The organism is Streptomyces sp. NPDC004629 (assembly GCF_042873595.1).
GTDB lineage: Bacteria > Actinomycetota > Actinomycetes > Streptomycetales > Streptomycetaceae > Streptomyces.
On sequence record NZ_JBIALO010000004.1, the window covers coordinates 320221 to 347211 of the forward strand.

Below are 26991 nucleotides of genomic sequence, written 5' to 3' on the forward strand. Positions count from 1 at the left end.
CATGCCATGACCACCGCCTCGGAGCCCCTGGAACCGGTGCTGTCGGTGCGTCAGGTCCTCGCCCTGGAACGGGTGCTGGCCGGGGAGCCTGAGGTGGTGGCCGGCGCCGCCCAGCTCGACCGGCCGGTGCGCTGGGTGCACGTGGCCGAGGCCGCCGACGTCGGCGTGATGCTCACCGGCGGGGAGATGGTGCTCACCACCGGGGTGCTGCTCGCCGGCGACGAGGACAAGCAGGCCGAGTACATCCGGTCGCTGTACCGCGCGGAGGCCGCGGCCGTCGTACTGGGCCTCGGCCGGGCGTTCCCGGCGCCGCCGGACGTGATGCGCCGGGCCGCCGAGCGGTGCGGGCTGCCCCTGGTCGTCCTGCACCGGCCGTTCCCCTTCGCCGAACTGACCGAGGAGGTGCAGTCCCGGCTGGTGCGGCGCAAGTTCGCCGCCGTCAGCCTCTCGGAGGCGGTACGGACGGCGCTGACCGCCCTGATCACCGCGGGCGCGCCGCTGCAGAGCCTGCTCGACGAGGTCGCCGCGCACAGCGCCTGCCCCGTCGTCGTCACCAACCTCGCCCACCGGGTGCTGGCCACGGCGGGGGAGCGGCCGGCCGTGGACGACGTGCTGCGCGACTGGGAGCGCATCGCCCGGCAGGCGGGCGGCAGCGAGGGCGACGGCTGGATCCGGGCCGAGCTGGGCGGACGCGGGGAGCGCTGGGGGCAGATCATGCTGTGCGGGTACCGCGGCGGCACGGCCGCCGGCCGGCTGCTCGCCGACCGGGCCGCCGAGGCCCTGGTGCTGCATCGCATGCTCGGCGGCGGCTCGGCCCACTCCTGGGAGGAGCAGTCCGCGCAGAGCCTGCTGACCGACCTGATCTCCGGGGTGATACCGGCCCGGCAACTGCTGCCGCGGGCGCGGGCGGCCGGCCTGCCGGTCAACCGGCGGACCTTCGTCCCCCTGGTGGTGCGGGACGTCGCGCCCGCCGGGCTGGACCGGGTGCTGCGGATGCTGGGGCTCGCCGGACTCGTCGCCGAACTCGCCGACGGGGCCACCGCGGTGCTGCTGAGCCTCGCCCGGGACCAGGACGCGCAGGTGCTCACCGCGCACTTCGCGGCCCGGTTGCGGGCCGAGTCCGGCCGCACCCGGAGCGTGGTCGCCGCGGCCGGGCAGCGGACCGTCTGGGACGAGGTGCCCGCCGGGCTGCACGAGGCCCAGCACGTCGCCGACGCCGTCGCCGACTCCTCCGCCGCCCTCGACCTCCCCGGCGTCGTCCGGCTCAGGGACGTCCATCTGCGCGGCCTGATCCGGCTCCTGCGCGACGACCCGCACGTCCAGTCCTTCGCGGAGCGGGAGCTGGACGGGTTGCTGTGCGGCACCGACCGGGACCTGCTGAACGTGCTGCGGACCTATCTCGCCACCGGCCGCAACAAGTCCCGCACCGCCCAGCTGCACCATGTCTCCCGGCCCGCGCTCTACCGCCGTCTGGAGGCGATACAGGCCCGGCTGGGTGTCGACCTCGATGACTTCGAACAGGCGGCCTCGGTGCACATCGCGCTGCTCGCGCACGACGCGCAACAGGACTGAAACAAAGGAACGACCTGCGAAAACGGCGGTGAAACATGGCCCCGAGCCGATGTGACACGGTGGCACGCCACACCCCCGCAGACGTGACACACTGCCACTCAAACCGCATCCGAGGACTTCCTAGGCTCACCGCACACCGAGCGACCGGAGGTCCCGATGAGCCAAGTGATCCGTGCCGCCCTCTTCCAGACCGCCTGGACCGGCGACAAGGAATCGATGATCCAGGTCCACGAGCAGGCGGTCCGCGACGCGGCCGCGCAGGGCGCCCGCGTCCTGTGCTTCCAGGAGCTGTTCTACGGGCCGTACTTCTGCCAGGTCCAGGACAAGGCGTTCTACGAGTACGCCGAGCGGATCCCGGAGGGCCCCACCGTGCGCCGCTTCCAGGCCCTGGCACGGGAGTGCGGCATCGTCCTCGTCCTGCCCATGTACGAGGAGGAGCAGCCCGGTGTCCTCTACAACACCGCGGCGGTGATCGACGCGGACGGCTCCTACCTCGGCAAGTACCGCAAGACCCACATCCCGCAGGTCGAGGGCTTCTGGGAGAAGTTCTACTTCCGCCCCGGGAACAGCGGATGGCCCGTCTTCGAGACGGCCGCCGGCCGGATCGGCGTCTACATCTGCTACGACCGGCACTTCCCGGAGGGCTGGCGGGCGCTGGGCCTCGGCGGCGCCGAGATCGTCTTCAACCCGTCGGCCACCTCGCGCGGCCTGTCCCGCTATCTGTGGCAACTGGAGCAGCCGGCCGCGGCGGTGGCCAACGAGTACTTCGTGGGCGCGATCAACCGGGTCGGCGTCGAGGATCTCGGCGCCAACGACTTCTACGGGACGACGTACTTCGTCGACCCGGAGGCCCAGTTCGTCGGCGAGGTGGCGAGCGACAAGGAGACCGAACTCGTCGTACGCGACCTGGACCTGGCCAAGCTGCGCGAGGTCCGCGACCGCTGGCAGTTCTACCGCGACCGCGCCCCGGGCGCCTACGGGCCGCTGACGGCTCCGTGATGCCGCCGCTCGCACGGCGCGCCCCCAACGGGCCCGGGGCCGTGTCCGATGTACGGCTGCCGCCGCGCGGGCGCGGGCAGCCACCTCGAATCCGCACATGACCAGCGAGGGAGTGGACCCATGACCGGCCGTACCGTCATCCGAGGTGGACTCGTCGTCACCGCGTCCGACGAGATCCACGCCGACGTCCTGATCGAGGACGGCCGTATCGCCGCCCTCGCGGCCTCCGGCACCGAGGCGGCCGGGGCCTTCACCGCCGACCGGAGCATCGACGCCACAGGGAAGTACGTCATCCCGGGCGGCGTCGACGCCCACGCCCACATGGAGATGCCCTTCGGCGGCACCTTCGCCTCGGACACCTTCGAGACCGGCACCCGGGCCGCCGCCTGGGGCGGTACGACGACGATCGTCGACTTCGCCGTCCAGAGCGTCGGCCACTCGCTGCGCGAGGGCCTGGACGCCTGGCACGCCAAGGCCGAGGGCAACTGCGCCGTCGACTACGGCTTCCACATGATCGTCTCCGATGTGAACCCGGAGACGCTGAAGGAGATGGATCTGCTGGTGGAGGAGGGCGTGACCTCCTTCAAGCAGTTCATGGCCTACCCCGGTGTCTTCTACAGCGACGACGGCCAGATCCTGCGGGCCATGCAGCGCGCCGCCGACAACGGCGGGCTGATCATGATGCACGCCGAGAACGGCATCGCGATCGATGTCCTGGTCGAGCAGGCCCTCGCCCGCGGCGAGAGCGACCCCCGCTACCACGGCGAGGTCCGCAAGGCCCTGCTGGAGGCCGAGGCCACCCACCGCGCCGTCCGGCTCGCCCAGGTCGCCGGGGCGCCGCTGTACGTCGTGCACGTCTCCGCGCAGGAGGCGGTCGCCGAACTGACCAGGGCCCGCGACCAGGGTCTGCACGTCTTCGGCGAGACCTGCCCCCAGTATCTGTTCCTGTCGACCGACAACCTCGCCGAACCCGACTTCGAGGGCGCCAAGTACGTCTGCTCCACCCCGCTGCGCCCCCGGGAGCACCAGGCGGCGCTGTGGAGGGGACTGCGCACCAACGACCTCCAGGTCGTCTCCACCGACCACTGCCCCTTCTGCTTCGCCGGCCAGAAGGAGCTGGGCCGGGGCGACTTCTCGAAGATCCCCAACGGCCTGCCCGGCGTCGAGAACCGCATGGACCTGCTGCACCAGGCCGTTGTCGACGGGCACATCTCCCGCCGCCGCTGGATCGAGATCGCCTGCGCCACCCCGGCGCGGATGTTCGGCCTGTACCCGAAGAAGGGCACCATCGCCCCCGGCGCCGACGCCGATGTCGTCGTCTACGACCCGCACGCCGAGCAGGTGATGTCCGCGGCGACCCACCACATGAACGTCGACTACTCGGCCTACGAGGGCAAGCGCGTCACCGGCCGGGTCGAGACCGTGCTCTCGCGCGGCGAGGCCGTCATCACCGAGCGGGAGTACACCGGACACGCCGGCCACGGCGTCTACACCCCGCGCTCCACCTGTCAGTACCTCAACTAATCGAACGAGGAGTGGCGCCCATGGACTTCGGACTCGTCCTGCAGACCGACCCGCCGGCCTCCCGTGTCATCAGCCTGATGCAGCGGGCCGAGCGCAACGGGTTCACCCACGGCTGGACCTTCGACTCCGCCGTGCTCTGGCAGGAACCATTCGTGATCTACAGTCAGATCCTGTCCACTACAAAGACGTTGACCGTGGGTCCGATGGTCACCAACCCGGGCACCCGCACCTGGGAGGTCACCGCCTCCACGTTCGCCACCCTCAACGACATGTTCGGCAACCGCACCGTGTGCGGCATCGGCCGCGGCGACTCGGCGATGCGGGTGGCGGGCCGCAAGCCCAACACGCTGGCCCGGATCAGCGACGCCATGAAGGTCATCCGGGCGCTGGGCCGCGGCGAGGAGGCCGACCTCGGCGGCGGCACCGTCGTCAGGTTCCCCTGGATCAGGCCGGGCGCCGAACTCCCGGTCTGGATGGCCGCGTACGGCCCCAAGGCCCTGAAGATGACCGGCGAGGAGGCCGACGGATTCATCCTCCAGCTCGCCGACCTCTACCTCACCGAGCACATGGTCAAGGCCGTGAAGGAGGCGGCCGTCGCCGCCGGGCGCGACCCCGCCGAGGTGACGATCTGCGTCGCGGCCCCCGCGTACGTCACCGCGGACGACTCGCCCGAGGCGCTCGCACACGCGCGCGAGCAGTGCCGCTGGTTCGGCGGCATGGTCGGCAACCACGTCGCCGACCTGGTCGCCAAGTACGGCGCCCACTCGGGAATGGTGCCGGACGAGCTGACCGAGTACATCAAGGCGCGTGAGGGCTACGACTACGCGCACCACGGCCGCTCGGGAAACCCGGACACGGCGTTCGTGCCGGACGAGATCGTCGACCGCTTCTGTCTGATCGGCCCGGCCTCCGCGCATGTCGAAAAGCTGCGTGCACTGCGCGAGTTGGGCGTCGACCAGGTCGCGGTGTACGCGATGCACGACGCGAAGGAGAAGGTGATCGAACAGTACGGCCGGGAGGTGATCCCGGTGGTGAACGCATGACCCACGGCTTAGCCCCGACAGCAACTCATCAACACCGCACGGCAGTTCACGGCATCCGCACCGTCGCCGTCCCTCGTTCCCCTCCCTAGAACGGACTGCTGCCCATGACCGACACCGCCCCACCCCGCATACCCGACCCGGCCATCGAGCTGGCCGGCGACGCCTACCCGGCCGGCAGCCGCTACGCCAACGACGATCTGCGCCCCGTCCCCCTCGCCGAACGCCGCTGGACCACCTACAACTTCGTGGCCCTGTGGATCGGCATGGCCCACTGCATCCCGTCCTGGACGCTCGCTTCGGGACTGGTGGCCCTCGGCATGGACTGGAAACAGGCCGTCCTCACGATCGCGCTCGCCAACGTGATCGTGCTGCTCCCGATGCTGCTCACCGGCCACGCGGGACCCAAGTACGGCATACCCTTCCCGGTCCTGGCCCGTGCCTCCTTCGGTATCCGCGGCGCGAATCTGCCCGCGATGGTGCGGGCGGCGGTGGCCTGCTGCTGGTTCGGCATCCAGACGTGGATCGGCGGCCAGGGCATCTTCATCCTCCTGGGGAAGATCTTCGGCGGCTGGACGGACGCCGCGAAGATCGGCGGCTACCCCTGGACTCTGTGGCTCTGCTTCGTGATCTTCTGGGTGCTCGAACTGGCCATCATCTACCGGGGAATGGACACCCTGCGCCGGTTCGAGAACTGGGCGGCGCCGTTCGTCCTCATCGGCGCGGTGGTGCTCCTGGTCTGGATCGCGAACAAGGCGGGCGGTTTCGGTCCGCTGCTGCACGAGCCGTCGAGGGTCGGCTGGGGCGCGGACTTCTGGAAGGTCTTCTTCCCGGGCCTGATGGGCATGATCGGTTTCTGGTCCACCCTCAGTCTCAACATCCCGGACTTCACCCGCTTCGGAAAGGGCCAGCGGGCACAGGTCTGGGGCCAGACCCTCGGCCTGCCGACCACCATGACCCTCTTCGCGCTGATGTCGGTGCTGGTGACGGCCGGTTCGGAGAAGGTCTACGGGGTGGCGATCTGGGACCCGGTCGAGCTGGCCGGCAAGACCGACAACGTCTTCGGCCTGCTCTTCGCGCTCATCACCGTCTTCGTGGCGACGATCAGCGTGAACATCGCGGCGAACGTGGTCTCACCCGCGTACGATCTCGCGAACCTCGCCCCGAAGATCATCAACTTCCGTACGGGCGCGATCATCACGGGCATCGTGGGCGTCCTGGTGATGCCGTGGAAGCTGACTTCCACGCCCGAGCTGTACATCTTCACGTGGCTGGGTGTGGTGGGCGGACTGCTCGGCACGGTGGCGGGCATTCTCATCGCGGACTACTGGATCATCCGCCGGACCGTGCTGCACCTCGCCGACCTGTATCGGGAAGGCGGGCGGTACTGGTACTCGGGCGGCTGGAACTGGCGGGCCGTCGTCGCCTTCGCGGTCGGCGGTGTGCTGGCGGTCGGTGGCTCGTACTCCACGCTGGACGAGAAGGGGAACAAGGCAGGACCGTTCCCGACCGACGGCATCATCCCCTTCCTCAAGCCGCTCGCCGACTACGGGTGGGCCGTGGGGCTGGGAGCCTCGCTCGTCGTCTACGTCCTACTGACGGCCGGAGGGCGAGAGAGGACATGAGGGGCATCTGCTGCTGGGCGACCGGGTTCGCCCGGCAGCAGACCTGTCTCGCCTGATCAACACCACGCTCGCGCGACACCGAACCCGGCGTACAGCCCGACTCCTCTGGTGCCGAGGGGTTCGACGATGCGAAGCGATGCGGAGCGGAGCGGTTGTGGCGGAAGGCGTCGGCATCGTGGTTGATCACGCCGACGTCCTGGAGGACGCTGAGCGGGTGGGCGAGGCCGGCGCCTGCCGAGTCCCCACCGAAAGGGCCTCGCAGCACCGGAGTTGGTCTTGCCGCGGACCCGGTGGGTGCCTCGGCACGCACCGGGCCGGCACCCTGAAGCGCGAGGGTGGCGGCCCGGTGCGGTGCGGTCGGCGGCGTCGTTTGTATCCAGCGGTGTAAGACCCGTGGCGGACCTCCAGGAGCCGGCGGGCGGCGTGACGGATGCGGCACGGCATGCCGCGGGGGTATCCCCGGTCAGGTGGTCCGTCTCGCTCCTTTGCGAAGCGGATCGGTCTCGGTGGTGGTGCCCTCGTCAGCCGGATCGGTTTCCGGGGCGCCCCGCACCACGGTCCGAAGCCCCGCACCGATGCCCAGCAGGGCCGCCAGCGCGGTGATGGTGAAGACGACGCCAAGGGCGCTGTGCTTCCCCCAACCCTGGGCGGCGCCCAAGGCGCTGACGGCGGTGCCCAGGCCTGTCATCACGGCGACGGACAGGGTCTCGGACAGCTGGAGGTTGGAACTGGCCGCGCCCTCTTGGCCCTTGGGGGCCAGCGCCAGGACGATGGTGGTGACGGCGGGGTACACAAGCCCCATCCCGAAGCCGGCGATGGCCCAGCCGATGACGGCGAGCGCCACACTCCGCAACTCGGTGCCGACGGACACGGCGATCAGCGCGTCACCGGCCAGCAGCAGCACGAATCCGGTGACGACGCGGCTGTGCCGCCCCTTGCCGCCACTGCGTTTGTCCAGCTTGGCCTGGATCCAGGCACCGCTGACCCAGGTGAGCGCTCCCGCGGAGAGCGCCAGTCCGGACTGCAGGGTGCTCAGCCCCAAGACCTGGGTCATGCTCAGCGGGAAGAAGGACTCGGCGCCGTAGTAGGCAGTGCTGACGAGTCCGCGCACGATCATGCCGGCCGGCATACCGCGCCGGACGGCGAGCGTGCCGGGCGGCAGCAGCTTGCGCAGCATCGGCAGCGCCAGTGCGGCACCCACCGCCACGAGCGGCAGGGTGAGCGCCAGATTGTGCTCCTCCAGCCCGGCCAGCACGGCGCCCGCGCCCACCACCAGGAGCAGAGTGAAGGGAATACGGCGCTTGTCGGGGGCCGAGACCTCGGGTGGTCCCAGCTTGCGCAGTGCGGGCAGGGCCAGCACCACGCCGATCGGCACCAGCGGCACCAGGACGAGGAAGACCACCCGCCAGTTGCCGGCCTCGGCGATGGCGGCGGCGACGGCCGGCCCGAGCAGCGCGGGCAGCGTCCAGGCGGAGGCCACCAGCGCGAGCATCCGGGCGCGCAGCTCGTCCGGGTAGGCGCGGCCCACGGTCAGATAGGCAAGGGCCAGCACCCCACCGACACCGGCTCCCTGAAGCGTCCTGCCGAGCAGGAACACAGACCAGTTGGTCGCGACGGCGGAGACCACACAGCCGACGATGAAAAAGAGGAATGCCTGGAGGTAGGGACGGGTCGGACCCGTCCGGTCCGCCCCCTGGCCGGCGAGAACGGTGCCGAAGATATTGGCCAGCATGAACGCGGTGAAAGCCCAGCCGAACAAGCCCAGCCCGTCAAGTTCCTCAGCCGCCGAGGGGAGCACCGTCGCGACGCCCAGCCAGAGGAACGCGACCAAGGTGACCGAGAGGATCAGCCCGATCGTGAGGGACCGATATCGGGGGGACCAGATGCCCTCTTCTGGGGCGCTCGTGCGAGCGGACCGGCTCATGAGCTCTCCAAACCTGTACAGCGCGGCTGCGCGATGGCTATGGGGCGCTCGTAGCCCGCCCGCTCATATAGGAGATTCCCTATACAGTGAAACCACTATATAGAGATTCCTTGATATGCTGTCAAGCGTGACAACCAACCAGTCAAGTGCCGCAATGCTGAAGTCCCTCGGCCATCCCGTGCGGCTGGGCATCGTGCGCGCGCTGGCCGTTCAACCGGAGACCTGCGCCTGCGACTTCACCGAGCTTTTTGCCGTGTCACAGCCGACCATCAGCCAGCATCTGAAGGTGCTGCGCGAGGCCGGCGTGGTGAGCACACGGCGCCGTGGTGTGCAGATCTGCTACTCGGTGCGGCCGGAGGCCATCGCCGAGCTGCGTGAGCTGCTGGAGGAGCTGGCACCGGCAGCCCTGGCCGACGCGGGCTAGGGCAGGGCTAGGGCGCTTCTGAAGGCGTGGTCCTGCATGCCTACCTCGTACTCGCCACACACCACCACATCGGCGGGCGGCAGCGGGCCGTGCTGCGCGTCGCCCCGGCGCAGCCGCACATGCCGGACCAGATTGCCGTCCGGATGCACCCGTTCGGCGTCCTGGGCGAGGGCCGCCTCGGCGTCGGTCAGGTCGGAGGAGTAGATGAAGGTGCCGTCGGTGTTCGCCGGGCCGTCCGGCCGCGGCGCGCTGTCCCCGATGCCGTGGCCCCTCGGCCGTTCGCCAGGGTGCGCCTTGCCGTGGCCCGTCAGCCGTCAGCCGTCAGCTGTCAGCTGTCAGCCATTCGCCGTCTGCCGGGGCGCCCCCTGCCCGGAGCCGGTCAGGACGGTTCGGGCAGTCGGCCCGTGCATGTCGCCCGGCCGAACTCGCCCGAGGCGGTGGCGCTTTGCACATGGTCGCCCCTGATGGCCAGCGCGCACCGGGCCTGTCCGCCCTGCCCGCCGAGGACGATGCTGACGATCGGGTCCCGGCCCACCGGGACCTGCACGGTCGTGCGCCACGGCAGCGTCGCCGCGGACACCACGGTGGCCGTTCCCGCCTCGCTGCCGGACTGGTAGGTGATGTCGGCGGTGCCGGTGCCCGTCACCTCGTACGTCACCGGTGCGGTGCGGGTCCGGTGCTCCGTCGTGCCGGCGCCGCCGCCGTCGGAGCCGAGGATGCCGAACAGGCCGAGGGCCAGACAGGCGGCCAGCGCGGCGCCGGCCACCGCGAGCCCGGCACGGAACGCGCGCCGCTCGGCGTGCTCCTCGGCCGGCGACCCGGACGCCTCCTGGGAACGCGGCTCGTCCGATGTGTCCGACGTGGATGTCGCGGCCGTACTGCCCATGTCCCGTTCCCTTCGCAAACACCCGGTCCGTATACGAGCCGGGTGTTTGTACCCGCTGTCGGAAACGGGTGTCCAGCGACCGGAAATAACGGACAACCGACCGGCCCGATGCGACATCAAGGACCGGTACGGGCGTAGCAACTGGCTTGAATCTCCGGGGCCTTCAGCTCTTCCCGGCGCTGTTCTCCAGCGCCGACACGGCTGCCTTCGCCGCCTTGATGGCCCCCTTGTTGATCTCGTCGGTGGCGGGCGCCTTCTTCGTCTCGAAGTCGCTGCCGTTGTAGGTGACGATCACCAGGGCGTTGGCGGCGCGCACCACGACCACGCCCTCGCGGGTCTCCTGCTTGTCCTCGGTGGCGAGGTTCACCACCGAATAACCCGAGTCGCCGACACCCGGCACGGCACCACCGCCGGTCTTCTCCGCAACCCGCTTCTCGTATTCCTTCTGTGCCGCCTTGTCCGACTCGGTGACCTCGTAGGAGACGTCGAGCCAGCGGTAGTCGTACCCCTTGAGCGCGTTCCAGGAGCAGGTGCGGCGCAGCTCCGGGTCCGTCGACGGGATCTCCTTGCCGGCCGTCTTGGCACCCGGCACCAGGTCGGTGACGATCGCCTTGGGCACGCTGTCGCAGGGCGCGGGCGCGTCGGCGTACGTCTTCGCCACGGCCGTCGAGGACGGCGCCGAGGGCGACGACCGCTCGGCCGCCTTCTGCTCCGGCTGCTGTTCCGTGGCCGATGACGCGGCGAACGGACCGGACGTCAGCGCCCAGCCGGCCACGGCGAGCACGGCGACCGGCGACAGACGCGCGGTGAGGGCGAGCGGCAGAGGAAGATGACGCACGGCGTACTTCTCGTGGGGGAGGGGAGTGCGGAGAGGGTCCACACTGCGGGACGCCAGTGTCACACGACTGGCTGTGCGGCGGAAGTGCCAACCCGTTCGGTACCCGTGCGGTGACGGTGGAGACCATGGGGAGGTGCGGACGAACCGTGCGCATCACGGGCGTAGGCCCGGCGCCCGGGACCGCGCCCGACTGGTCCACCCACGAGTCGGGCCGTGTCGCCCGCCGCCGATCCGGCTGACGCGCGCCGTTCCCGCGACACCGTGCGCGCTCTGGACGGACGGATCCCTCACCTGCGTACGATCGCACGATCGATCGCCGCTCAGTGAGGAGTCCCCCGTGTTCACCACCCGGCCCACCCTCCAGGGCACCTTCGGCATGGTCTCCTCCACGCACTGGCTGGCCTCGCAGTCCGCGATGGCCGTGCTGGAGGACGGCGGCAACGCCTTCGACGCGGCCGTGGCCGGCGCGTTCGTGCTGCATGTCGTCGAGCCGCACCTCAACGGACCGGCCGGCGAGGTGCCGATCCTGCTCGCTCCCGCGGGCGGCGAGGTGCGGGTGCTGTGCGGGCAGGGCGTGGCCCCGGCGGGGGCCACGGTCGCGCACTACCGGGGACTCGGCCTGGATCTCGTACCCGGCACGGGACCGCTCGCCGCCGCCGTGCCCGGCGCCTTCGACGCCTGGCTGCTGCTCCTGCGCGACCACGGCACCAAGTCCCTCGCCGACGTCCTGCGGTACGCGATCGGCTACGCCGAACACGGTCACCCGCCGGTGGAGAACCTCGGCCGGACCGTCGAGAGCGTCCGCGAACTGTTCGAGACCGAGTGGACCTCGTCGGCGCGGGTGTACCTGCCCGGCGGCCGGTCGCCCCGGCCCGGCCGGCTGCTGCGCAACTCCGCGCTCGCCGCCACCTGGAAGCGGCTGCTCGCCGAGACCGAGGGCGCGGGCGACAGGGACGCGCGGATCGAGGCCGCCCGCGAGGTGTGGCGGACCGGCTTCATCGCCGAGGCGCTGGTGCGGCAGGCCCGGCGGCCCACCCTGGACACCAGCGGCGAACGGCACGGCGGCACGCTCGGCGCCGCCGACCTCGCCGGCTGGTCCGCGAGCTACGAGGCCCCCGCGACCTACGACTGGCACGGCTGGACGCTGTGCAAGGCGGGCCCCTGGAGCCAGGGCCCCGCCCTGCTCCAGCAGCTCGCCCTGCTCCCGCCCGAACTGCCCCCGTACGGCTCCGCCGACTACCTCCACCTGCTGATCGAGGGCTGCAAGCTCGCCATGGCCGACCGCGAGGCCTGGTACGGCGACGCCGCCGATGTACCGCTCGCCGAGCTGCTGTCCGACGCGTACAACGCCGGCCGGCGGGCGCTCGTCGGCGACCGCGCCTCCTTCGAACTGCGGCCCGGCAGACCCGGCGGGCGCACCCCGCGGCTGAGCGCGCACGCGCACGCGGTCGCCGGCGACGAGACCGGGTTCGACCCGATGGGCGTCGGCGAGCCGACCGTCGCGCACCCGCCGGGCGGGCCCGAGGTGGCCGCCGACGGCGCCACCCGCGGGGACACCTGTCACCTCGACGTCGTCGACCGCTGGGGCAACATGATCGCGGCGACGCCCAGCGGCGGCTGGCTCCAGTCCAACCCGGTCGTGCCCGAACTCGGCTTCCCGCTCGGCACCCGGCTCCAGATGACCTGGCTTGAGGAGGGCCTGCCCAACTCCCTGACCCCGGGCCGCCGCCCGCGCACCACGCTCACCCCGTCCATCGCGCTGCGCGACGGGACGCCCGTGATGGCCTTCGGCACCCCCGGCGGGGACCAGCAGGACCAGTGGCAGCTGCACTTCTTCCTCGCCGTCGCGCTGCGCGGCCCGGTCCGCGGCGGCCTCGACCTCCAGGGCGCGATCGACGCCCCGAACTGGCACAACGACAGCTTCCCCAGCTCCTTCTACCCGCGCGGCCGGCGTCCGGGCAGCGTCACCGTGGAGTCCCGCACCGACCCCGCGGTCGTCGCGGAACTGCGACGGCGCGGCCATGACGTCACCGTCGGTCACGGCTGGTCCGAGGGACGCCTGTGCGCGGTGGCCCGGGACCCCGCGACCGGCGTGCTCTCGGCGGCGGCCAACCCGCGCGGGATGCAGGGCTACGCGGTGGGCCGCTGACCGCCGAATCCTGATCGCCGGACTGCTGCCTGCTGACCGCTGCCCGCTGCCCGCTGACCGGTGGGGGCGGAACCGGCTGTTCGTCTCGATTCCACCCGCGATACACCGAACCGGCGGGGATTGTCAGTGCCGCATGCTCTCATGGAGGCATGATCGAAGACACGAAGACCTGGGGGTGTCCCCTGGACGAAGACCTCGGCGCGGCCCTCACGGGGGACTTCCTCGCCCGGCACGGGGCCGATGTGGAGGAGGCGATCCGCGCGGCCGCGGCGACCGAGATCCTGCCCCGCTTCCGCCGGCTCGCCGACCACGAGATCGACCAGAAGAGCGGTCCGCACGACCTGGTGACGGACGCCGACCGCCTCGCGGAGCGCCACCTCACCGGGGTGCTCGCCGCTCTCCTGCCGGGCTCCGTCGTGGTCGGCGAGGAAGCGGTCCACGCCGACCCGACGACATACGAGGCGATACGCGGCGACGCGCCGGTGTGGATCATCGACCCGGTGGACGGCACCCGCCAGTTCGTGCACGGCGACCCCGGCTTCTGCACGCTCGTCGCGCTCGCCCACCGGGGCGTCCTGCTCGCCTCCTGGACGTACGCGCCGGTCCCCGACCGACTCGCCACCGCCGTACGGGGCCGGGGCGCGTTCCTCGACGGCGAGCGGCTCCGCGCGGGATCACCGGCGGCCGGCCGGGAGCTGCGGATAGCCACCTCCCACCCCGACTACACGACCGACGAGCAGAAACGCGCACTGCTCGGAGTGTGGGCGGACGGCGTCGCGCCACGCGCCTGCGGTTCCGCGGGCCTGGAGTATCTCGCCGTCGCCCGGGGCGAGTTGGACGGCACCACGTTCACTTGGGAAGCGGCTTGGGATCATGCGGCGGGCCTGCTCCTGGTCGAGGAGGCGGGCGGCGCCCACCGCACGCTCACCGGCGAACCGTTTCGCATCACGGGTGGCAACGCCCTGCCGTTCACCGCGGCACGGGACGCGGCCACGGCCGACCGCGTACGCGAACTGCTGCGCGACGGCGGCTGACCCGATCGGAGGTTACGGGGCCCCCGGCTGTCCGCGGCTGCGCCCGGTTCCTCCCCGCGCCGCCGGGGTGTCACCGCCCCGGCTTATGCTGACCATGAGTGGCCATCGGCTGACGAAGGGGTCCGAAGGTGCCGTCGATGCTCGATGCGGTCGTGGTGGGAGCGGGGCCGAACGGGCTGACGGCTGCCGTGGAGCTGGCCCGCCGCGGCTTCTCCGTGGCGCTGTTCGAGGCCCGTGACACGGTGGGCGGCGGAGCCCGCACCGAAGAACTCACCCTGCCCGGCTTCCGCCACGACCCCTGTTCGGCGGCACACCCCCTCGGGATCAACTCGCCCGCCTTCCGCGCCCTGCCCCTGGAGCGGTACGGCCTGGAGTGGCTGCACCCCGCCCTTCCGATGGCCCATCCGTTCCCGGACGGCACCGCCGCCGTGCTGGCCCGGTCCGTCGCGGAGACGGCAGCCTCCTTCGGTCCGCGCGACGCGGGCGCGTACCGCAGGCTCATCGCGCCGTTCCTGTCCAAGTGGGACACCCTGGCCCGCGACTTCATGTCCCTGCCGCTGACCGCGCTCCCGCGCGACCCGGTCACCCTCGCCCGCTTCGGCCTCGTCGGCCTGCCGCCGTCGAGCCGGCTGATGCGCCGCTTCCGCGACGAGCGCGCCCGGACCCTCTTCGCCGGGCTCGTCGCCCATGTCATGGCGCCGCTCAACGGCTTCGCCACCGGCGCCATCGGCCTGATCTTCGCCCTCGCCGCGCACGCCCGTGGCTGGCCCGTGGCCCGCGGCGGATCCCAGTCGATCTCCGACGCGCTCGCCGCCTACCTGAAGGATCTCGGCGGCAGCGTCCACACCGACTACGAGATCAAGCGGCTGGACGACCTGCCGCCCGCGCGGGCGTACGTCTTCGACACCTCGCCCACCGCCCTGGCCCGCATCGCAGGCTTCGGCAGCTACTACGCGGGCTACCGCTACGGCCCCGGCGTCTTCAAGATCGACTACGCCCTCGACGGGCCGGTGCCCTGGACGGCGCCCGAGGCGCGCTCCGCCGGGACGGTGCAGATCGGCGCGAGCACCGCTGAGATCGGCACCGCCCTGCACGCGGCGTCCCGTGAGGGCCGGGCCCCCGACAGGCCGTTCCTGATCACCGTGCAGCCCAGCGTCGCCGACCCGGCCCGGGCACCGGCCGGCCGGCACGTCTTCTGGGCGTACGGGCATGTGCCCAACGGCTGGACCGGCGATCTGACCGACGCCATCGAACGCCAGCTGGAGCGGTTCGCCCCCGGCTTCCGCGACCGCGTCCTCGCCCGCGCCACCGCCGGCCCGCCCGAACTGGCCGTGCGCAACGCCAACTACATCGGCGGCGACATCGCCTGCGGCTCGGTCTCCGGACTGCAACTCCTGCTACGGCCGAAACCGTCCCTGTTCCCGTACCACACTCCGCACCCGGCGGTCTTCATCTGCTCGTCGGCCACCCCGCCGGGCCCCGGTGTGCACGGCATGTCGGGGCACAACGCGGCGAAGGCCGTGTGGCGCAGGCTGAGACAGCCATGACCACCATCACGCTCGTGCAGGGTGACATCACCCGGCAGACCGCCGACGCGATCGTCAACGCGGCCAATTCCTCACTCCTGGGCGGCGGAGGCGTGGACGGCGCGATCCACCGGCGCGGCGGCCCGGCCATCCTGGAGGAGTGCCGCAAGCTCCGCGCCTCGCGGTACGGCAAGGGCCTGCCCACCGGCCGCGCGGTCGCCACGACGGCCGGCGACCTGGACGCCCGCTGGGTCATCCACACGGTGGGCCCGGTCTTCTCCCCGACGGAGGACCGCTCGGACCTGCTGGCGTCCTGCTACCGCGAGTCACTACGCCTGGCCGACGAACTGGGCGCCCGAACCATCGCCTTCCCGGCGATCTCCACCGGCGTCTACCGCTGGCCGATGGAGGCCGCGGCCCGCATCGCGCTGGAGACGGTTCGAGGCACCCCGACGACGGTCGAGGAGGTGCGGTTCGTCCTCTTCGACGACCGGGCGTACGAGGCGTTCGCTCGGCAACCGGGCTGACGCACACCACGGTGGGACTCACCCCTTGCGGTCCGAGCCCAGGATCGGGGCCACCCAGGCGTCGGCCCGTCTGCTGGCGGGCGTGTACTCCCCGGACCGACGTGGCGCTTCCGCGCGCACCTGCATGTCGTCTGGTCTGTCCATTCCGGTCGAGAACCGGGCGATTAGGCGAACCGCCGAGGTTGATCGGCTCAGAGCCGCCAGCCCACCAGCGGAATGCGCATGCCGGTGAGCAGGCCCACGAACATCACCGCAGACAGCAGCACGACCGCGACGAGGCGCAGGGCGATGACCGAGTCCGCGGTGGTACGCAACGGGGGCCAGGGAACCAGGCGCAGGAGCCAGGTCAGGGGAACCGAGAGCCCGAACAGCAGGGCCAGGGCCGCGATGTCGTCATCGCCTGTTACCTGGACCGGTGCGCTCTCGTCGAGGTCGTAGCCCTCCGCGTACATCGCAAATGCGAGCACTTTCCAGCAGAGGGCGGCGAACAGCGTCACGCCGGTCTCCAGGAGTGCGAATCGCGGTCCCTGCCGCATCGGGAGAAGTGACAGAAGCATGGTTGCTTTCCAGGATTTGCGAGGGACGGCAGGGCCGACCGGAAACGGTCGGCCCTGCCGCATATGGATGAATCACCCGGTCTCTAGACCCAGGTCTTTCCCTTGGCATTGGACTTCAGTTTGTGTTGCTTGACGGCCTTCTTGCAGCGATTGCACGCCGCCTTCTTGGCGCCGCCATACGTCCATGCCGTGATCTGGCCGCCGATTTTCCGCCCGACCGTGTTGTTGTACTTGTCGGCCTTGGAATCCCGCTTGGCCGCCGCAGAGCTGCCCGCGTTCTTCTCATGGGCCCAGCCGAGGGCCTTGGCCAGGCTCGATCCGACGGCCCAGGTCAGCATGGCCTGCCAGATGCAGTGCCGATAGGCGTTCTGCTTCGGCCCGTTCTTGTACGCGCGCTTGGCCTCCTTGAGCGCCCATTGCGTGATGTAGACCATGTCCGCGCACCACAGGACGAACATCGCGCAGATGACCGCTTCGGGAAGCAGCCCGCCGGTGCTGTAATTACCGCTGAGATCGTAGCAGTTGACGGGATCACCGGAGCAGTAGTCGTACGGGTTCGCATTTCCGCCCGGAACCGGGTCCCGGGAAAGGAACCGACCGGTTTCCGCCTGGTAAAGGCGTGACCCCATGAGGGTCAGTCCGGACGGGGTCTCGGTGGACCGCTGCTTGCCGCCCAGCCAGCCGTAGCGGGTGGCTGCTTCATTGGCGCGCGGCTTACCGTACTCGTCGGTGTCGAGGGCTACCGGGGCGACGCTGCTGTCCAGCGGCAGCTGGAGGGCGATGTCGCCGTGGACGGTACTCAGTTGCAGATTCGTCTGGCCGCTCTTGGCGGTGGTCGCGGTGAACGCGCCGGACGCGGACGCCACATTGCGCGACACGGTACCCGCCGCCGTGTCCTCGACGATCCAGCGCGGGTTGTCGCTGTCGTCGCCGTAGTGGTTGAGCTTGGACTCGGCCTGGGTCCATGTGCCGCCGCTGCTGGTCTCGGCCGTCCAGCTCCGGAATCGCAGGGCTGCGTCGAGTTGCCAGGTCTGGCGCTTGGTGCCGGTCGTCAGACGGTGGACGAGGTCGTTGGCGTAGTAGGCGGCCGTGGTGCCCGGCAGGGCGGTGGTGCGGCCCAGGGCGTCGTACTGGTAGCCGGTGTCGATCAGCCGGTCGGCGCTGTCGTAGGTGTGGCTGGTGGTGGTTCCTCCTGTGGTGGGGCAGGCGGCGCCGGCCTCACCGGCCGCGGTGGTCAGGGACTTGCGGTTGCTGCGGCTGTCGAAGGTGTAGGAGCGGCGGGTGCAGACCTGGCCCGTGGTGTCCTCGACTGTGGTCAGTCGGCCCGCCCGGTCGTAGCGGTAGGTCTGACCGGACCAGCCGGCGTGGTTGGTGACCTGTCCGTGGACCGACTCGCTCACCGTGTCGTTGTACACAGCGGTGCCGTCGCTGCTGCGCGTGTAGGACCGGGATGTCTCGGCGCCCGTGGGGTCCTCGGCTATGTCGAGGGTGTAACCGCCGGGTAGCCCCTCGGAGGTCACCGAGCCGTCCGCGTCGTACGAGACGGAGAACGTGCCCGCCACCGAGTCGGTGGTGCCGGTGACCAGGCCGCGCGGTTCCGCGGTGTGGTCGTAGGTGTACGTCACTGTGGACGGCACCGAGTCGGAGATCTTCACGGGACGGTCCAGCCGGTCGTACTCGGTCTTGGTAACGCCGCCGTCGGCGTCGGTGTAGGACACCTGTCGGCCCAGCTTGTCGTACTCCTTGGAGATGGTGCCCGCCGTTGCCGAGGCGAGCTTGGCCACCTGGCCGGTGGACGGGTCGTACTCGGTGGTGATCTCGGGAACGGCCTGCCCGGTGCTGCCGGTGACGGTGGCCTTGGTCTTGCGGCCCGCCGAGTCGTACGACGTGGTCGTGGTCCGTGAGGCGCCGTTGGCCGTTTCGGTGACCTCGGCCGGGTTGCCCCACCAGTCGTACTCGGTGGTGCTGTCGGTGACCTCGGACGGCTGGCTGCCGCCGCCGGTGACAGCTCCGGCCGGGCCCGTCCAGCAGACCTGGTCGGCCCATTCGGGGCGGCCCTGGCAGTCGCCGGTGCCGGTCGCGGACCAGTACGCGGTGATAGTGGTGGCCGCGTCGTCGCCGGTGGCGCCGGGCGGCACCTGGGAGGTCACGCGTCCTTGCGTGTCGTAGTGGGTGGTCGTGGTCAGGTTCAGCCCACCCGAGTCACGGATGGTGAGGGTGGGCAGGCCCTTGGCCCAGTCGTATTGGGTCTCGGTGACCCGCTTCTCTCCCATCACGGAGTCGTGGTCGCGGACCCGGACGCCGCTGATTTCCAGGGTGACCTGGTCCTCGACGGACGCGGTGCCATCGGTGGGGCGTCCCTCGTCGTACTCGTAGACCGACCAAGAGCGGGCGGGCACCGAGGTGCCGGCCGCGATCAGCACGGTGGTGCCGTTCTTGAGGTCCTTGGTGAGGTCCACCCGGTGCAGCGGCCCGAACTCCGCCAGTTCCCGGACGCCCTTGCTGTCGAAGAGCGAAACGGTGGAGAGCAGTTCGGCGCGTTCCGCCGTGGAGCGCTCGATGATGCCGAGGCCGGTGAGTATCTCCTTCTGCGCGGCGGTAGTGCCGAGCGCGAGCGCCCGGTTGGCGGGGCTGAGGGTGCGGACGGCGTTGCCGAAGCGGTCGTACTCGTAGGTCGAGATGTGCCCGCCCGGCACCGCGGAGTTCACCTCGCGGCCAGAGACCCCGAGGTAGTGGATCTCGGCCCGCTGGTAGCTGCTCGCCTGCAGCGCGGCGCCCGTGTGCCCGGCCGGGGCCGAGTCTGCGGGGAAGACCGCGGTGGCGTCCGTCGGCGCGTTCAGCTGCCCCCACGCCCTCACGTCGGCGGCGCCCATCTTGTACGGCGCCGACGTGCCGGTGAGGGGTACGTCGTAGACGACGCTGGTGGCCGCCTCGCCCTCGACGATGTCCTTGGTGCCCTGCTTGAGTCCCGGGCGCGAGGCCCTCAGCAGCATGCCGTCCCCGGCGGTGACAGAACTGCCGGCCTTGCCGTAAGTCAACGTCCAGGGCAGCTCACCGGGCGTGGTCAGCTTGGTGACCCGGCCGTCGGCGTCGTAGGCGTACTCCGTCTTCAGGGACGGGTTGATCTGCGGGTGCCACGCCTGGCGCAGCCGTCCGCTGCTGTCGTACAGGTACATTTGCACGGACCGCGAGCTGGCCTTGGCGGCCTCGGGCTCGGTGGACCACAGCCGGATCTCCTTCACCTGCCCGGCGATGTCGCCGTACGTGCCGGCCGTGGCGGTCGTGGCGGTGGCATAGACGAACTGCAGCGCGCGGCAGCCCTTGGTGTCCGGTGCCGTGGTGCAGGCGGCGGCGCCGACCGCGGAGGTCGGCGCGATGATCCGTTGCGGACGCGACAGGGTCTCGCCGCCTGCGGTCACCGTCTCGGAGACCACCGTGGTAGTGGAGTTGTCGAGTCCGTCCACCAGCGTGCCGGACGCCTGCCAGGTCGAGGCGCCCTGCGGTTTGGTGAACCGGGTCACCATGCCCTCGGTGTCGGTGAGCGTGAACGAGCCGCTCACGCTGCCCGTCAGGGTCAGGTCCTCCGCGCCGGGCTCGGCGATCCAGCCGGTCTTGGCGGTGTTGGCCGTGAAGTGGACGGCGTCGCCGTCCTGAAGCACGACGTCGACCGCGGTGTCGGAGATCCGGCGCACATGGGAGTAGTCGGAGTCCGCCTGCCCAGTCGTGGTGCCTGACACCCACTCCTTGCCGAAGATCGGCGCCTGGCCGGTCTGCTGGGCACCCCGGCCAGGGACGCGGGAGGAAGCGGTGCGGGACACCGTCATGTTGAAGAACGACGCGTCGGTGGCCGACAGGCTGTAGTCACCGGTGAGCAGGTTGAGCTGACCCGGACCGATCTCGCTGGTGGCCGCCCCGTCCGCGGCGTGGTCCACGACGGCGGTCAGCGGCGGGGTGCTCGCCGAGGCGGAGTTCGGGCCGGTGAAGTCGGCCTTGATCTGCACGCTGCCGTCGGGGCCGACGGTGCTCACGGCGTTCCATACCAGCGCGGCGTTCCTGCCGTTCGTCAGCGGCACTGGCCAGGCGGTGAGCGCTGTGCCCCCTGAGGTGACGTCACCGGTGGGGATCTTCACCCACGGGTCCGCTTCGGCGCGGCGCCAGGAGAAGGACACGCTGTCGTACTTGCCCGCCTCGGCCTCAGCGACCAGAGGCAGGCGGCGTGCGGTGCGCTCGCCCTCCGACGGCTCGACGAACCCGCCGGGGCCGGCGTGGAAGGTGTACCCGACGGCCTCGGACTTGTTGTCCGCCTTGTCGACGGCGCGCACCTGGAGAGTGTGGGTGCCGTTCTTCGGCGGGGTGATGCTGATGGCCTTGTCGGCGGTGGAGCCGCCGGTTGTGACCTTGGTCCAGGTCACGCCGTCCAGCGACCACTCCAGCCAGTTGTGGTCTGTGGCGGGTGGGGTGACGGTGAACGTTCCCGCCTGGCCCGCGCCCCTGACCCACTTGTCCGACGGGTAGTCGGCGGAGACGACCTTGGACGGGGCGAGCGGTGCCCTGGCGTCGACCGTGAAGGTCTTCCAGGCGGACCAGCCGTTGTTGTAGTGCGTTCCGTCGTAGGGCGAGGTACGAAACTTATAGGTCTTGCCCTCCGTCAGCACGCCCGATGGCACGGTGACTGACGCGGGCTGGCCGGACGGCACGTACGGGGACACCAGGACGTTGCCAACCTGCGTGTCGGTGGCATTGTCATAGATCTGGAAGGTGCCGTTGACCTTGTCGCCGTCGGCGTCGACGAAGGTGTCCCGCAGGGTCGGCGTGGGGGTGTTCACCACGTAGGCCCCGGAGTAGGACAGGTACGGTGGGCCGGCTTCCTGCTTGGTGCCGGTGCGCGGCCGGTAGTTGTAAGTCACCACCAGTTTAGGCGGGTTCGTGGCCGCGTTGGCGGAGTTGACGCGCTTCCACTGGGCGACGGCCGACTCGTCGGACGCGCGGATGCCCATGTGCCCGCGGGTGGCCCTGGCCGAGGCCCACTCCTGCACCAGTGTGGTCACGTCGGCGTTGACCCAGCCGTCGGGCTGGGCGGAGCAGTCGGCGTTGCCGCGGGTTTCGGTGGAGGTGGCCTTCTTGGCCGTCATGGTCGGACGGTTGGTCCACCGGCTGGCGGTGGAAGCCGCCCCTGAGGACCAGACTTCCCACGGGTACACCTTGCAGTCGGTGTTGCCCGAGTGGAAGTTCCACAGGCTGAGCTTGGCGCTGGAGACCAGCGCGTCCTGGATCGGGGTGCTGTTCCAGGTGATGAAGGACTGCGCGGTGCGCGGGGTGCCGTCGGCGTTCTTGGTGCCCGGGTTGCCGAAGTCGAGTTCGGTGTCGGTGGACCAGTCGACGGTCTCGCCCTGCTGGACGTAGGTGTCGAAGACGTTCGACAGCGAGGAGGTCGAGGGGTCGATGGTGACCGGGTACTTGGTGTCCGGGGCGGCGAGGAACTTTGCGTCCGGGGTGATGACGAGGTCGACGCCTTCTGCGGTCCTGATGACCTTCATCGCGACCTTGGCCCGCTTGGTGTGCTCGCCGGAGCGCTTGTCGACGGTCGCGTCCCACATGACTGGCGCGGGCATGACAGTCTTCTTGCTGCTCTTCTTGTCCATGAAGAGCAGGCTGCCGTCTTTGAGTCGCTCGACCTTCAGACCCTCGGCCTTCAGCGGCAGCGTGTAAGAGTAACGCTCCTGCGCCGGTCGCTCCCGGATGTCGACGTACTGCTCGAAGCCCGTGCGAGTCGCCTCGACAACGACGTCACCGCCCGGCACGGCGTTCACGTACGTGGCTCGATTACCGACCAGCTCGGGCTCGGGCAGGCCCCCCTTCCACTGCAGGGTGATCCGCTGGTCACCCTCGCCGAGTGTCACCAGATCGCGAGCCGTGGCAACGGAGTTCTCCGACAGTGAAGCCAGCTTCCGGCCGCCCCGCCCGCCGAGTTCCAGGCCGCGCGGATGCCCCTTGGGTGCCACCGAGCCGTCCCGGGTGCGGACCAGGTCGAGGTCGACCGCGTGCCAGTCATCGCCGTCATGGAAGCGCACCGGACCGGCGGACAGCTCGGTGGTCAGGCTGCCGTCCGGGTTGGCCCAGGTGGCCGACGTCTCGGCGCGCTCCGACAGCGCCTCGACGCGCTTCTCAGTCAGGCGTGCCGCGACGCGGGCGGAGACGATGTCCGCAGCGGTCGTGGCGGCGGGCTTCTTCGGTACCACGGCGGGATTCGCGGTCGGCTGCTGGGCCGCTGACGCGCCCTCCGCCCCGTACAGCGCGGACGTCGACATCGCGATGGCCAGCACCACCGCGACGCGCCGCACGCGCCGTCTTCCCCGAGGCCGGAGGAGCCCCAGAGGCCCGGTCCGGCCTTCGGGTGAGTGGCTGTTCAATGTGACCCCCTCCTTGCCGTATGGCGGCAAGTCCAATGAACGGGCGCTTAGCACACCCGCGGAGAATCTATGAAGAATGCATGGATCTTGTAAAGGGATGACAAAATCTTGCCGCAGTACGGCCGTGATCTTGGCTGGAAAGCGCGCGGAGTGGCAATCCGCTTCCCAGACAGCCGAGTTGACGAGGCGTGCGCGACTGGCCCGGGGCGCGGTACAGAGCAGAGGAATCGCCGAACTGTCCGGCCGGCCCTATCCGGAACTGAAGACGCCCGTACATCGGACGGTTCCGCCTCGCCGACAGGCTGGGGCACCCGCTTCTCGCCGACGGGCGGTCGAGCAGGTGTGCTTTGTGCCCTTTCGATCACGACGCGTACGACGCCTTCGCCGACCGGTTTCGCTGACGAAAACCCACCGTCGCCACAACAGGCCATCCGCGAGCGCGTGTCGGTGGGGATACTTTTCTGATGGACGTCCCAAGGGGTTCGTGGGTCAAGACCACGCACGACTGGTCCGGATGGTTCCGTGTCCGTCACGGATGACGGGCGGGGCACCGATACCCGTAGGGACGGGCACGGCCGGACCGTGAAGAAGCCGGTCATGGCGTCGAAGGACCTCCGGTTCTTCGACGCGCCGGACACCGAGTTGCTTCCGGACGGACATCCGCGCCGTGGCATGTCCGTCGTGGCGGCACTCAGCGAGTGGCTGATTCATACCAACCGCCGCCTCGACGGAGCCTGGACCCAACGCTACGAGCACGGCGTTCCGGTGACCGGCCTGGAACCCGTCGAGCCCGACGGCACCACAGGGACACTGGTCCACTTCAGACCGGACGAACCCTTGAGTGCGACAGGGGTGCCGGTGGAGGGGCGGCTGAGGCGTTGCGCCATGGCGTGGCCGGACCTCAGCATGCGGGTGGTCCTGTGCCCGTGACCCTGCGGGGATGACGCGACGTGCCGTCGGAGACGGGGTGTTCGAGGCGTGGGCGGGCTTTGCTGAACTCGGTTGTACCCGGCCGCGGTTGGATGTGCGCGGGGCTCGGTCGGGTGGGCTGGGGCGGGGGTGGTGTATCGAGCCTGAATGAGGCTTGGATGTTTCTTGAATCGCGCCTTTCGCCTGCGAAGACTGGGCACCCGGTGAGCGGGAGGGGGCGCCATGGGCGACGTGGAGTGCCGTGTGCTGGGAGGGGTCCGGGTCCTCGTCCGCGGCCGGCCGGTGGACCTGGGGCACGCCAGGCAGCGGCATGTGCTGGCCGTGCTGCTGGTGGAGGTCAACCGGCAGCTGTCCGTGGGGACGTTGATCGAACGGGTGTGGGGCGAGCGGGCGCCGCGCAGCGCCGTGAGCACGCTCTACAGCTATGTGTCCCGGCTGCGCGGCACGCTGTGCACGCCGGGCCTGCGACTGGTGCGCCGTTCCGGCGGATACACCGCCGAGGCGGAACCGGACACCATCGATCTGCATCGCTTCCGCTCCCTGGTGGCGCGGGCCCGCGGGACGCGGGACGAGGAGGCCGGCGAACTGCTGCGGGAGGCGCTGGCGCTGTTCCCCGAAGGGGATGCGCCGGCCGTGCCGGACACGCCCTGGTTCACGCACCTGCGGGAGGTGCTGGACAGCGAACGGCAGGCGGCCGAGCTGGATCTGGGCGATGTGCTGCTGCGGCAGGGGAAGGAAGCGGAACTGCTGCCGCGGCTGTTCCCGGCGGTGGCCGCGCAGCCCTTCGACGAACGGCTCGCCGGGCAGCTGATGCTGGCGCTGCACCGGCAGGGGCGCACCGTACAGGCCCTGGAGCACTACCAGACCCTGCGGCGAAGCCTGGACGAGGAGTTGGGGCTCACTCCCGGCGCCGCCATCCAGCGGCTGCACCATGAGCTGCTGACCGCGGGACCCCAGGGGGACGACGACACGGCGGCGGCGCCCACCTCCCATCGCGTGAGTTCGGCGGCCGCGGTCCCGCCGGCCGCCGTCCCCCGGCTGCTCCCGCTCGCGCCGGCCGGCTTCCTCGGCAGGCACCGGGAACGGCGGCAACTCGCGCAGGCAGTCGGACGGATCGTCGTCGTCACCGGTCCGGGGGGAGTCGGCAAGAGCTGGCTGGCGGCCCGATGGGCCTACGAGGAGACCGACCGCTTCCCCGACGGACAGCTCTATGTCGATCTGCGCGGCTTCGACCCGGGCGCGGAGCCGCTGCCCGCCTCCGCCGCCCTGCGCGGCTTCCTCGGCGCGCTCGGCGTTCCCCCCGACGACGTACCGGAGGACCCGGCCGCGCAGGAGGGCCTGTACCGGAGCCTGCTCAAGGACAAACGTGTCCTGGTCGTCCTCGACGACGCGCGCGACACCCGCCAGGTGCTCCCGCTGCTCCCCGGCACGCCCACGGCCACCGTCCTGATCACCAGCCGCAACCGGCTCACCCCGCTGGTCGTCAGGCACGGCGCCGTCACCCTCGCGCCGGCCGCCTTCGAGGACGGCCAGGCCCGCGAACTGCTCGCCGACCGGCTGGGCGCCGAGCGGACCGCCGCCGAGCCGGAGGCCGTCGCATCGCTCGTGGCGTACTGCGCGGGGCTGCCGCTGGCCCTGGCGCTGGTGGCGGCCCGCGCCGCGGTCAACCCCGGCTTCCCGCTCGCCGCGCTCGCCGATGAACTCGCGAGGCCCGCGGACCGTCTCGACGCCCTGGACACCGGCGATCCGACGGTGAGTCTGAACCTGCGTGCGGTGTTCGCGATGTCACGACGGGCGCTCAGCCCGCCGGCCCGTCGTCTCTTCGACCTCTTGGGGCTGGTCCCCGGCCCGGATGCCGGTCTGGAGGCGGTCGCGAGCCTCGCCGGTGTCGCGCGCGGCAGGGCCCGAGCCCTGCTCGCCGAGCTGGAGGCCGCGCACCTCGTCCACCAGCATCTGCCGGGTCGGTATGTGCTGCACGACCTCGTCCGGCTGTACGCGCGCGAGCGCACCGCCCAGGACCAGGCGGGGGAGAAGGCCGAGGCGACGGCCCGGTTCGTCGACTTCTACCTGCACACCGCGTACGCGGCGAACGAACTTCTGGACGGCGTCCACACCCCCTTCAAGCCCGAGCGGTACGACCCGCCGGCCGCGGGCTGCGGACCGTGGACGCCCGCCGACTTCGAGGACGCGCACGCCTGGTTCACGAAGGAGCACGCCTGCCTCGTCGCGGCGCAGGAGCTGGCGCTGTCGGCCGGACTGCACGTCCAGGCGGTCTATCTCGCCTGGGCCCTGATCTCCTACCAGTTGGGCGCCCACCAGCTGCAGGACTACGCCCGGGTCTGGCAGAGCGCGCTGACGGCGGCCGAGCGGCAGGGCGCCACCGTTGCGCGCATCCTCGCCCGCTGGCGGCTGGGCCACTTCCATGCGCTGAGCGGCCGCCACGCGGAGGGCCGGGACCATCTGGACCAGGCGCTGACCATGGCGGAGGAGGCCGGGGACACGGCGGCGCAGGCACACATCCGCCGCACCCTCGCCCGCGTCTGGGAGTTGCACGGCGACGACCGGCGGGCCCTCGACCACGCCCTCGGCGCGCTGGGGTTGTACGAGGAGCTGGACAACCCCTTCTGGCTGGCCAACCAGCTCAACGCGGTGGGATGGATGCACGCCCAACTCGGCGTGTACGAACAGGCACGCGCGTACTGTGAGCGGGCGTACGCCCTGCACGTCAAGCACGGCAGGCCGGGTGACGAGGCATCGACGCTGGACAGTCTCGGCTACATCGCCCACCGGACCGGTGACCACGCCACCGCGCTGGACCACTACCGGCAGGCGCTCGCCCGTTTCCGGGCGATGAGCGACAGCGCCAACGAGGCCGACACCCTGGCCGGGATCGCCGAGGTGCTCACCGCCCTCGGCCGGCCGGACGAGGCCCGAGGTGCCTGGGCCCAGGCGCGCGACCTGTACCGGGCCCAGCGGCGGGACGCGGACGCGGACCGCGCCGAGGCGGCCCTCGCCGCCGGGTGACA

At 70.9% G+C, this 26991-nt stretch carries 18 protein-coding genes; 12 read left to right on the forward strand and 6 right to left on the reverse strand.

Going from position 1 to position 26991, the window contains the following annotated elements:
- Window positions 1–6 precede the first annotated feature (6 nt).
- From ACFYTE_RS08580 to ACFYTE_RS08600, 5 genes are all read left to right on the forward strand, one after another.
- Window positions 7–1572: a PucR family transcriptional regulator gene (locus tag ACFYTE_RS08580; protein ID WP_388706675.1), complete on the forward strand. Its 1566-nt coding sequence runs from the start codon at window positions 7–9 to the stop codon at window positions 1570–1572.
- Between the two features lie 156 nt (window positions 1573–1728).
- On the forward strand, window positions 1729–2571 hold the full coding sequence (locus tag ACFYTE_RS08585) for a nitrilase-related carbon-nitrogen hydrolase (RefSeq protein ID WP_388706678.1): 843 nt from the start codon (window positions 1729–1731) through the stop codon (window positions 2569–2571).
- 120 nt (window positions 2572–2691) lie between these two features.
- Window positions 2692–4095 carry a dihydropyrimidinase gene (gene hydA / locus ACFYTE_RS08590; protein WP_388706681.1) on the forward strand — a complete coding sequence of 468 codons (1404 nt, stop codon included), beginning with the start codon at window positions 2692–2694 and terminating at the stop codon, window positions 4093–4095.
- A gap of 20 nt (window positions 4096–4115) precedes the next feature.
- The gene (locus ACFYTE_RS08595) at window positions 4116–5138 is read left to right on the forward strand and encodes a TIGR03842 family LLM class F420-dependent oxidoreductase (RefSeq protein ID WP_388706685.1); all 1023 of its coding nucleotides are present in this window, start codon (window positions 4116–4118) and stop codon (window positions 5136–5138) included.
- Window positions 5139–5242: 104 nt separating this feature from the next.
- Entirely contained in the window at window positions 5243–6760 is a 1518-nt protein-coding gene (locus ACFYTE_RS08600) for an NCS1 family nucleobase:cation symporter-1 (protein ID WP_388706688.1), read from the forward strand.
- Window positions 6761–7223: 463 nt separating this feature from the next.
- Here the strand turns inward: ACFYTE_RS08600 and ACFYTE_RS08605 are convergent, their stop codons facing one another.
- Window positions 7224–8684, reverse strand: a complete 1461-nt coding sequence (locus ACFYTE_RS08605) for an MFS transporter (protein ID WP_388706691.1) — start codon at window positions 8682–8684, stop codon at window positions 7224–7226.
- 127 nt (window positions 8685–8811) lie between these two features.
- Between ACFYTE_RS08605 and ACFYTE_RS08610 the strand changes: the two genes are divergently transcribed.
- Window positions 8812–9108, forward strand: coding sequence for an ArsR/SmtB family transcription factor (locus ACFYTE_RS08610; protein WP_388706694.1), 297 nt, complete (start codon window positions 8812–8814; stop codon window positions 9106–9108).
- Here the strand turns inward: ACFYTE_RS08610 and ACFYTE_RS08615 are convergent.
- From ACFYTE_RS08615 to ACFYTE_RS08625, 3 genes are all read right to left on the reverse strand, one after another.
- Entirely contained in the window at window positions 9105–9257 is a 153-nt protein-coding gene (locus ACFYTE_RS08615) for a hypothetical protein (RefSeq protein WP_388706697.1), read from the reverse strand. The two genes, ACFYTE_RS08610 and ACFYTE_RS08615, sit on opposite strands and share 4 nt — an antisense overlap.
- 230 nt (window positions 9258–9487) lie before the next feature.
- Window positions 9488–9994: a hypothetical protein gene (locus ACFYTE_RS08620; protein WP_388706700.1), complete on the reverse strand. Its 507-nt coding sequence runs from the start codon at window positions 9992–9994 to the stop codon at window positions 9488–9490.
- Between the two features lie 163 nt (window positions 9995–10157).
- Window positions 10158–10832 carry a hypothetical protein gene (locus tag ACFYTE_RS08625; RefSeq protein WP_388706703.1) on the reverse strand — a complete coding sequence of 225 codons (675 nt, stop codon included), beginning with the start codon at window positions 10830–10832 and terminating at the stop codon, window positions 10158–10160.
- Between the two features lie 337 nt (window positions 10833–11169).
- Between ACFYTE_RS08625 and ACFYTE_RS08630 the strand changes: the two genes are divergently transcribed.
- The 4 genes from ACFYTE_RS08630 (at window position 11170) to ACFYTE_RS08645 (ending at window position 16068) form a co-directional block, all read left to right on the forward strand.
- On the forward strand, window positions 11170–12981 hold the full coding sequence (locus ACFYTE_RS08630) for a gamma-glutamyltransferase family protein (RefSeq protein WP_388706705.1): 1812 nt from the start codon (window positions 11170–11172) through the stop codon (window positions 12979–12981).
- 149 nt (window positions 12982–13130) lie between these two features.
- Window positions 13131–14015 carry an inositol monophosphatase family protein gene (locus ACFYTE_RS08635; protein ID WP_388706708.1) on the forward strand — a complete coding sequence of 295 codons (885 nt, stop codon included), beginning with the start codon at window positions 13131–13133 and terminating at the stop codon, window positions 14013–14015.
- Between the two features lie 137 nt (window positions 14016–14152).
- The gene (locus ACFYTE_RS08640) at window positions 14153–15562 is read left to right on the forward strand and encodes a phytoene desaturase family protein (protein WP_388706711.1); all 1410 of its coding nucleotides are present in this window, start codon (window positions 14153–14155) and stop codon (window positions 15560–15562) included.
- Window positions 15559–16068: an O-acetyl-ADP-ribose deacetylase gene (locus tag ACFYTE_RS08645; protein WP_388706714.1), complete on the forward strand. Its 510-nt coding sequence runs from the start codon at window positions 15559–15561 to the stop codon at window positions 16066–16068. The genes ACFYTE_RS08640 and ACFYTE_RS08645 overlap by 4 nt, the downstream gene beginning before the upstream one ends.
- A gap of 191 nt (window positions 16069–16259) precedes the next feature.
- On the opposite strand, the gene ACFYTE_RS08650 is transcribed toward ACFYTE_RS08645, so the two are convergent.
- Both ACFYTE_RS08650 and ACFYTE_RS08655 read right to left on the reverse strand, forming a co-directional pair.
- The gene (locus tag ACFYTE_RS08650; protein ID WP_388706717.1) at window positions 16260–16625 is read right to left on the reverse strand and encodes a hypothetical protein; all 366 of its coding nucleotides are present in this window, start codon (window positions 16623–16625) and stop codon (window positions 16260–16262) included.
- A gap of 83 nt (window positions 16626–16708) precedes the next feature.
- A complete protein-coding gene (locus tag ACFYTE_RS08655; RefSeq protein ID WP_388706817.1) occupies window positions 16709–22933 on the reverse strand; it encodes a DNRLRE domain-containing protein in 6225 nt (2074 codons plus the stop codon).
- Between the two features lie 699 nt (window positions 22934–23632).
- Here ACFYTE_RS08655 and ACFYTE_RS08660 point away from each other — a divergent pair.
- Both ACFYTE_RS08660 and ACFYTE_RS08665 read left to right on the forward strand, forming a co-directional pair.
- Entirely contained in the window at window positions 23633–23965 is a 333-nt protein-coding gene (locus tag ACFYTE_RS08660) for a hypothetical protein (RefSeq protein WP_388706720.1), read from the forward strand.
- Between the two features lie 222 nt (window positions 23966–24187).
- Complete coding sequence (locus ACFYTE_RS08665; protein WP_388706723.1) at window positions 24188–26989, forward strand: BTAD domain-containing putative transcriptional regulator; 2802 nt, start codon at window positions 24188–24190, stop codon at window positions 26987–26989.
- Window positions 26990–26991: the final 2 nt, after the last annotated feature.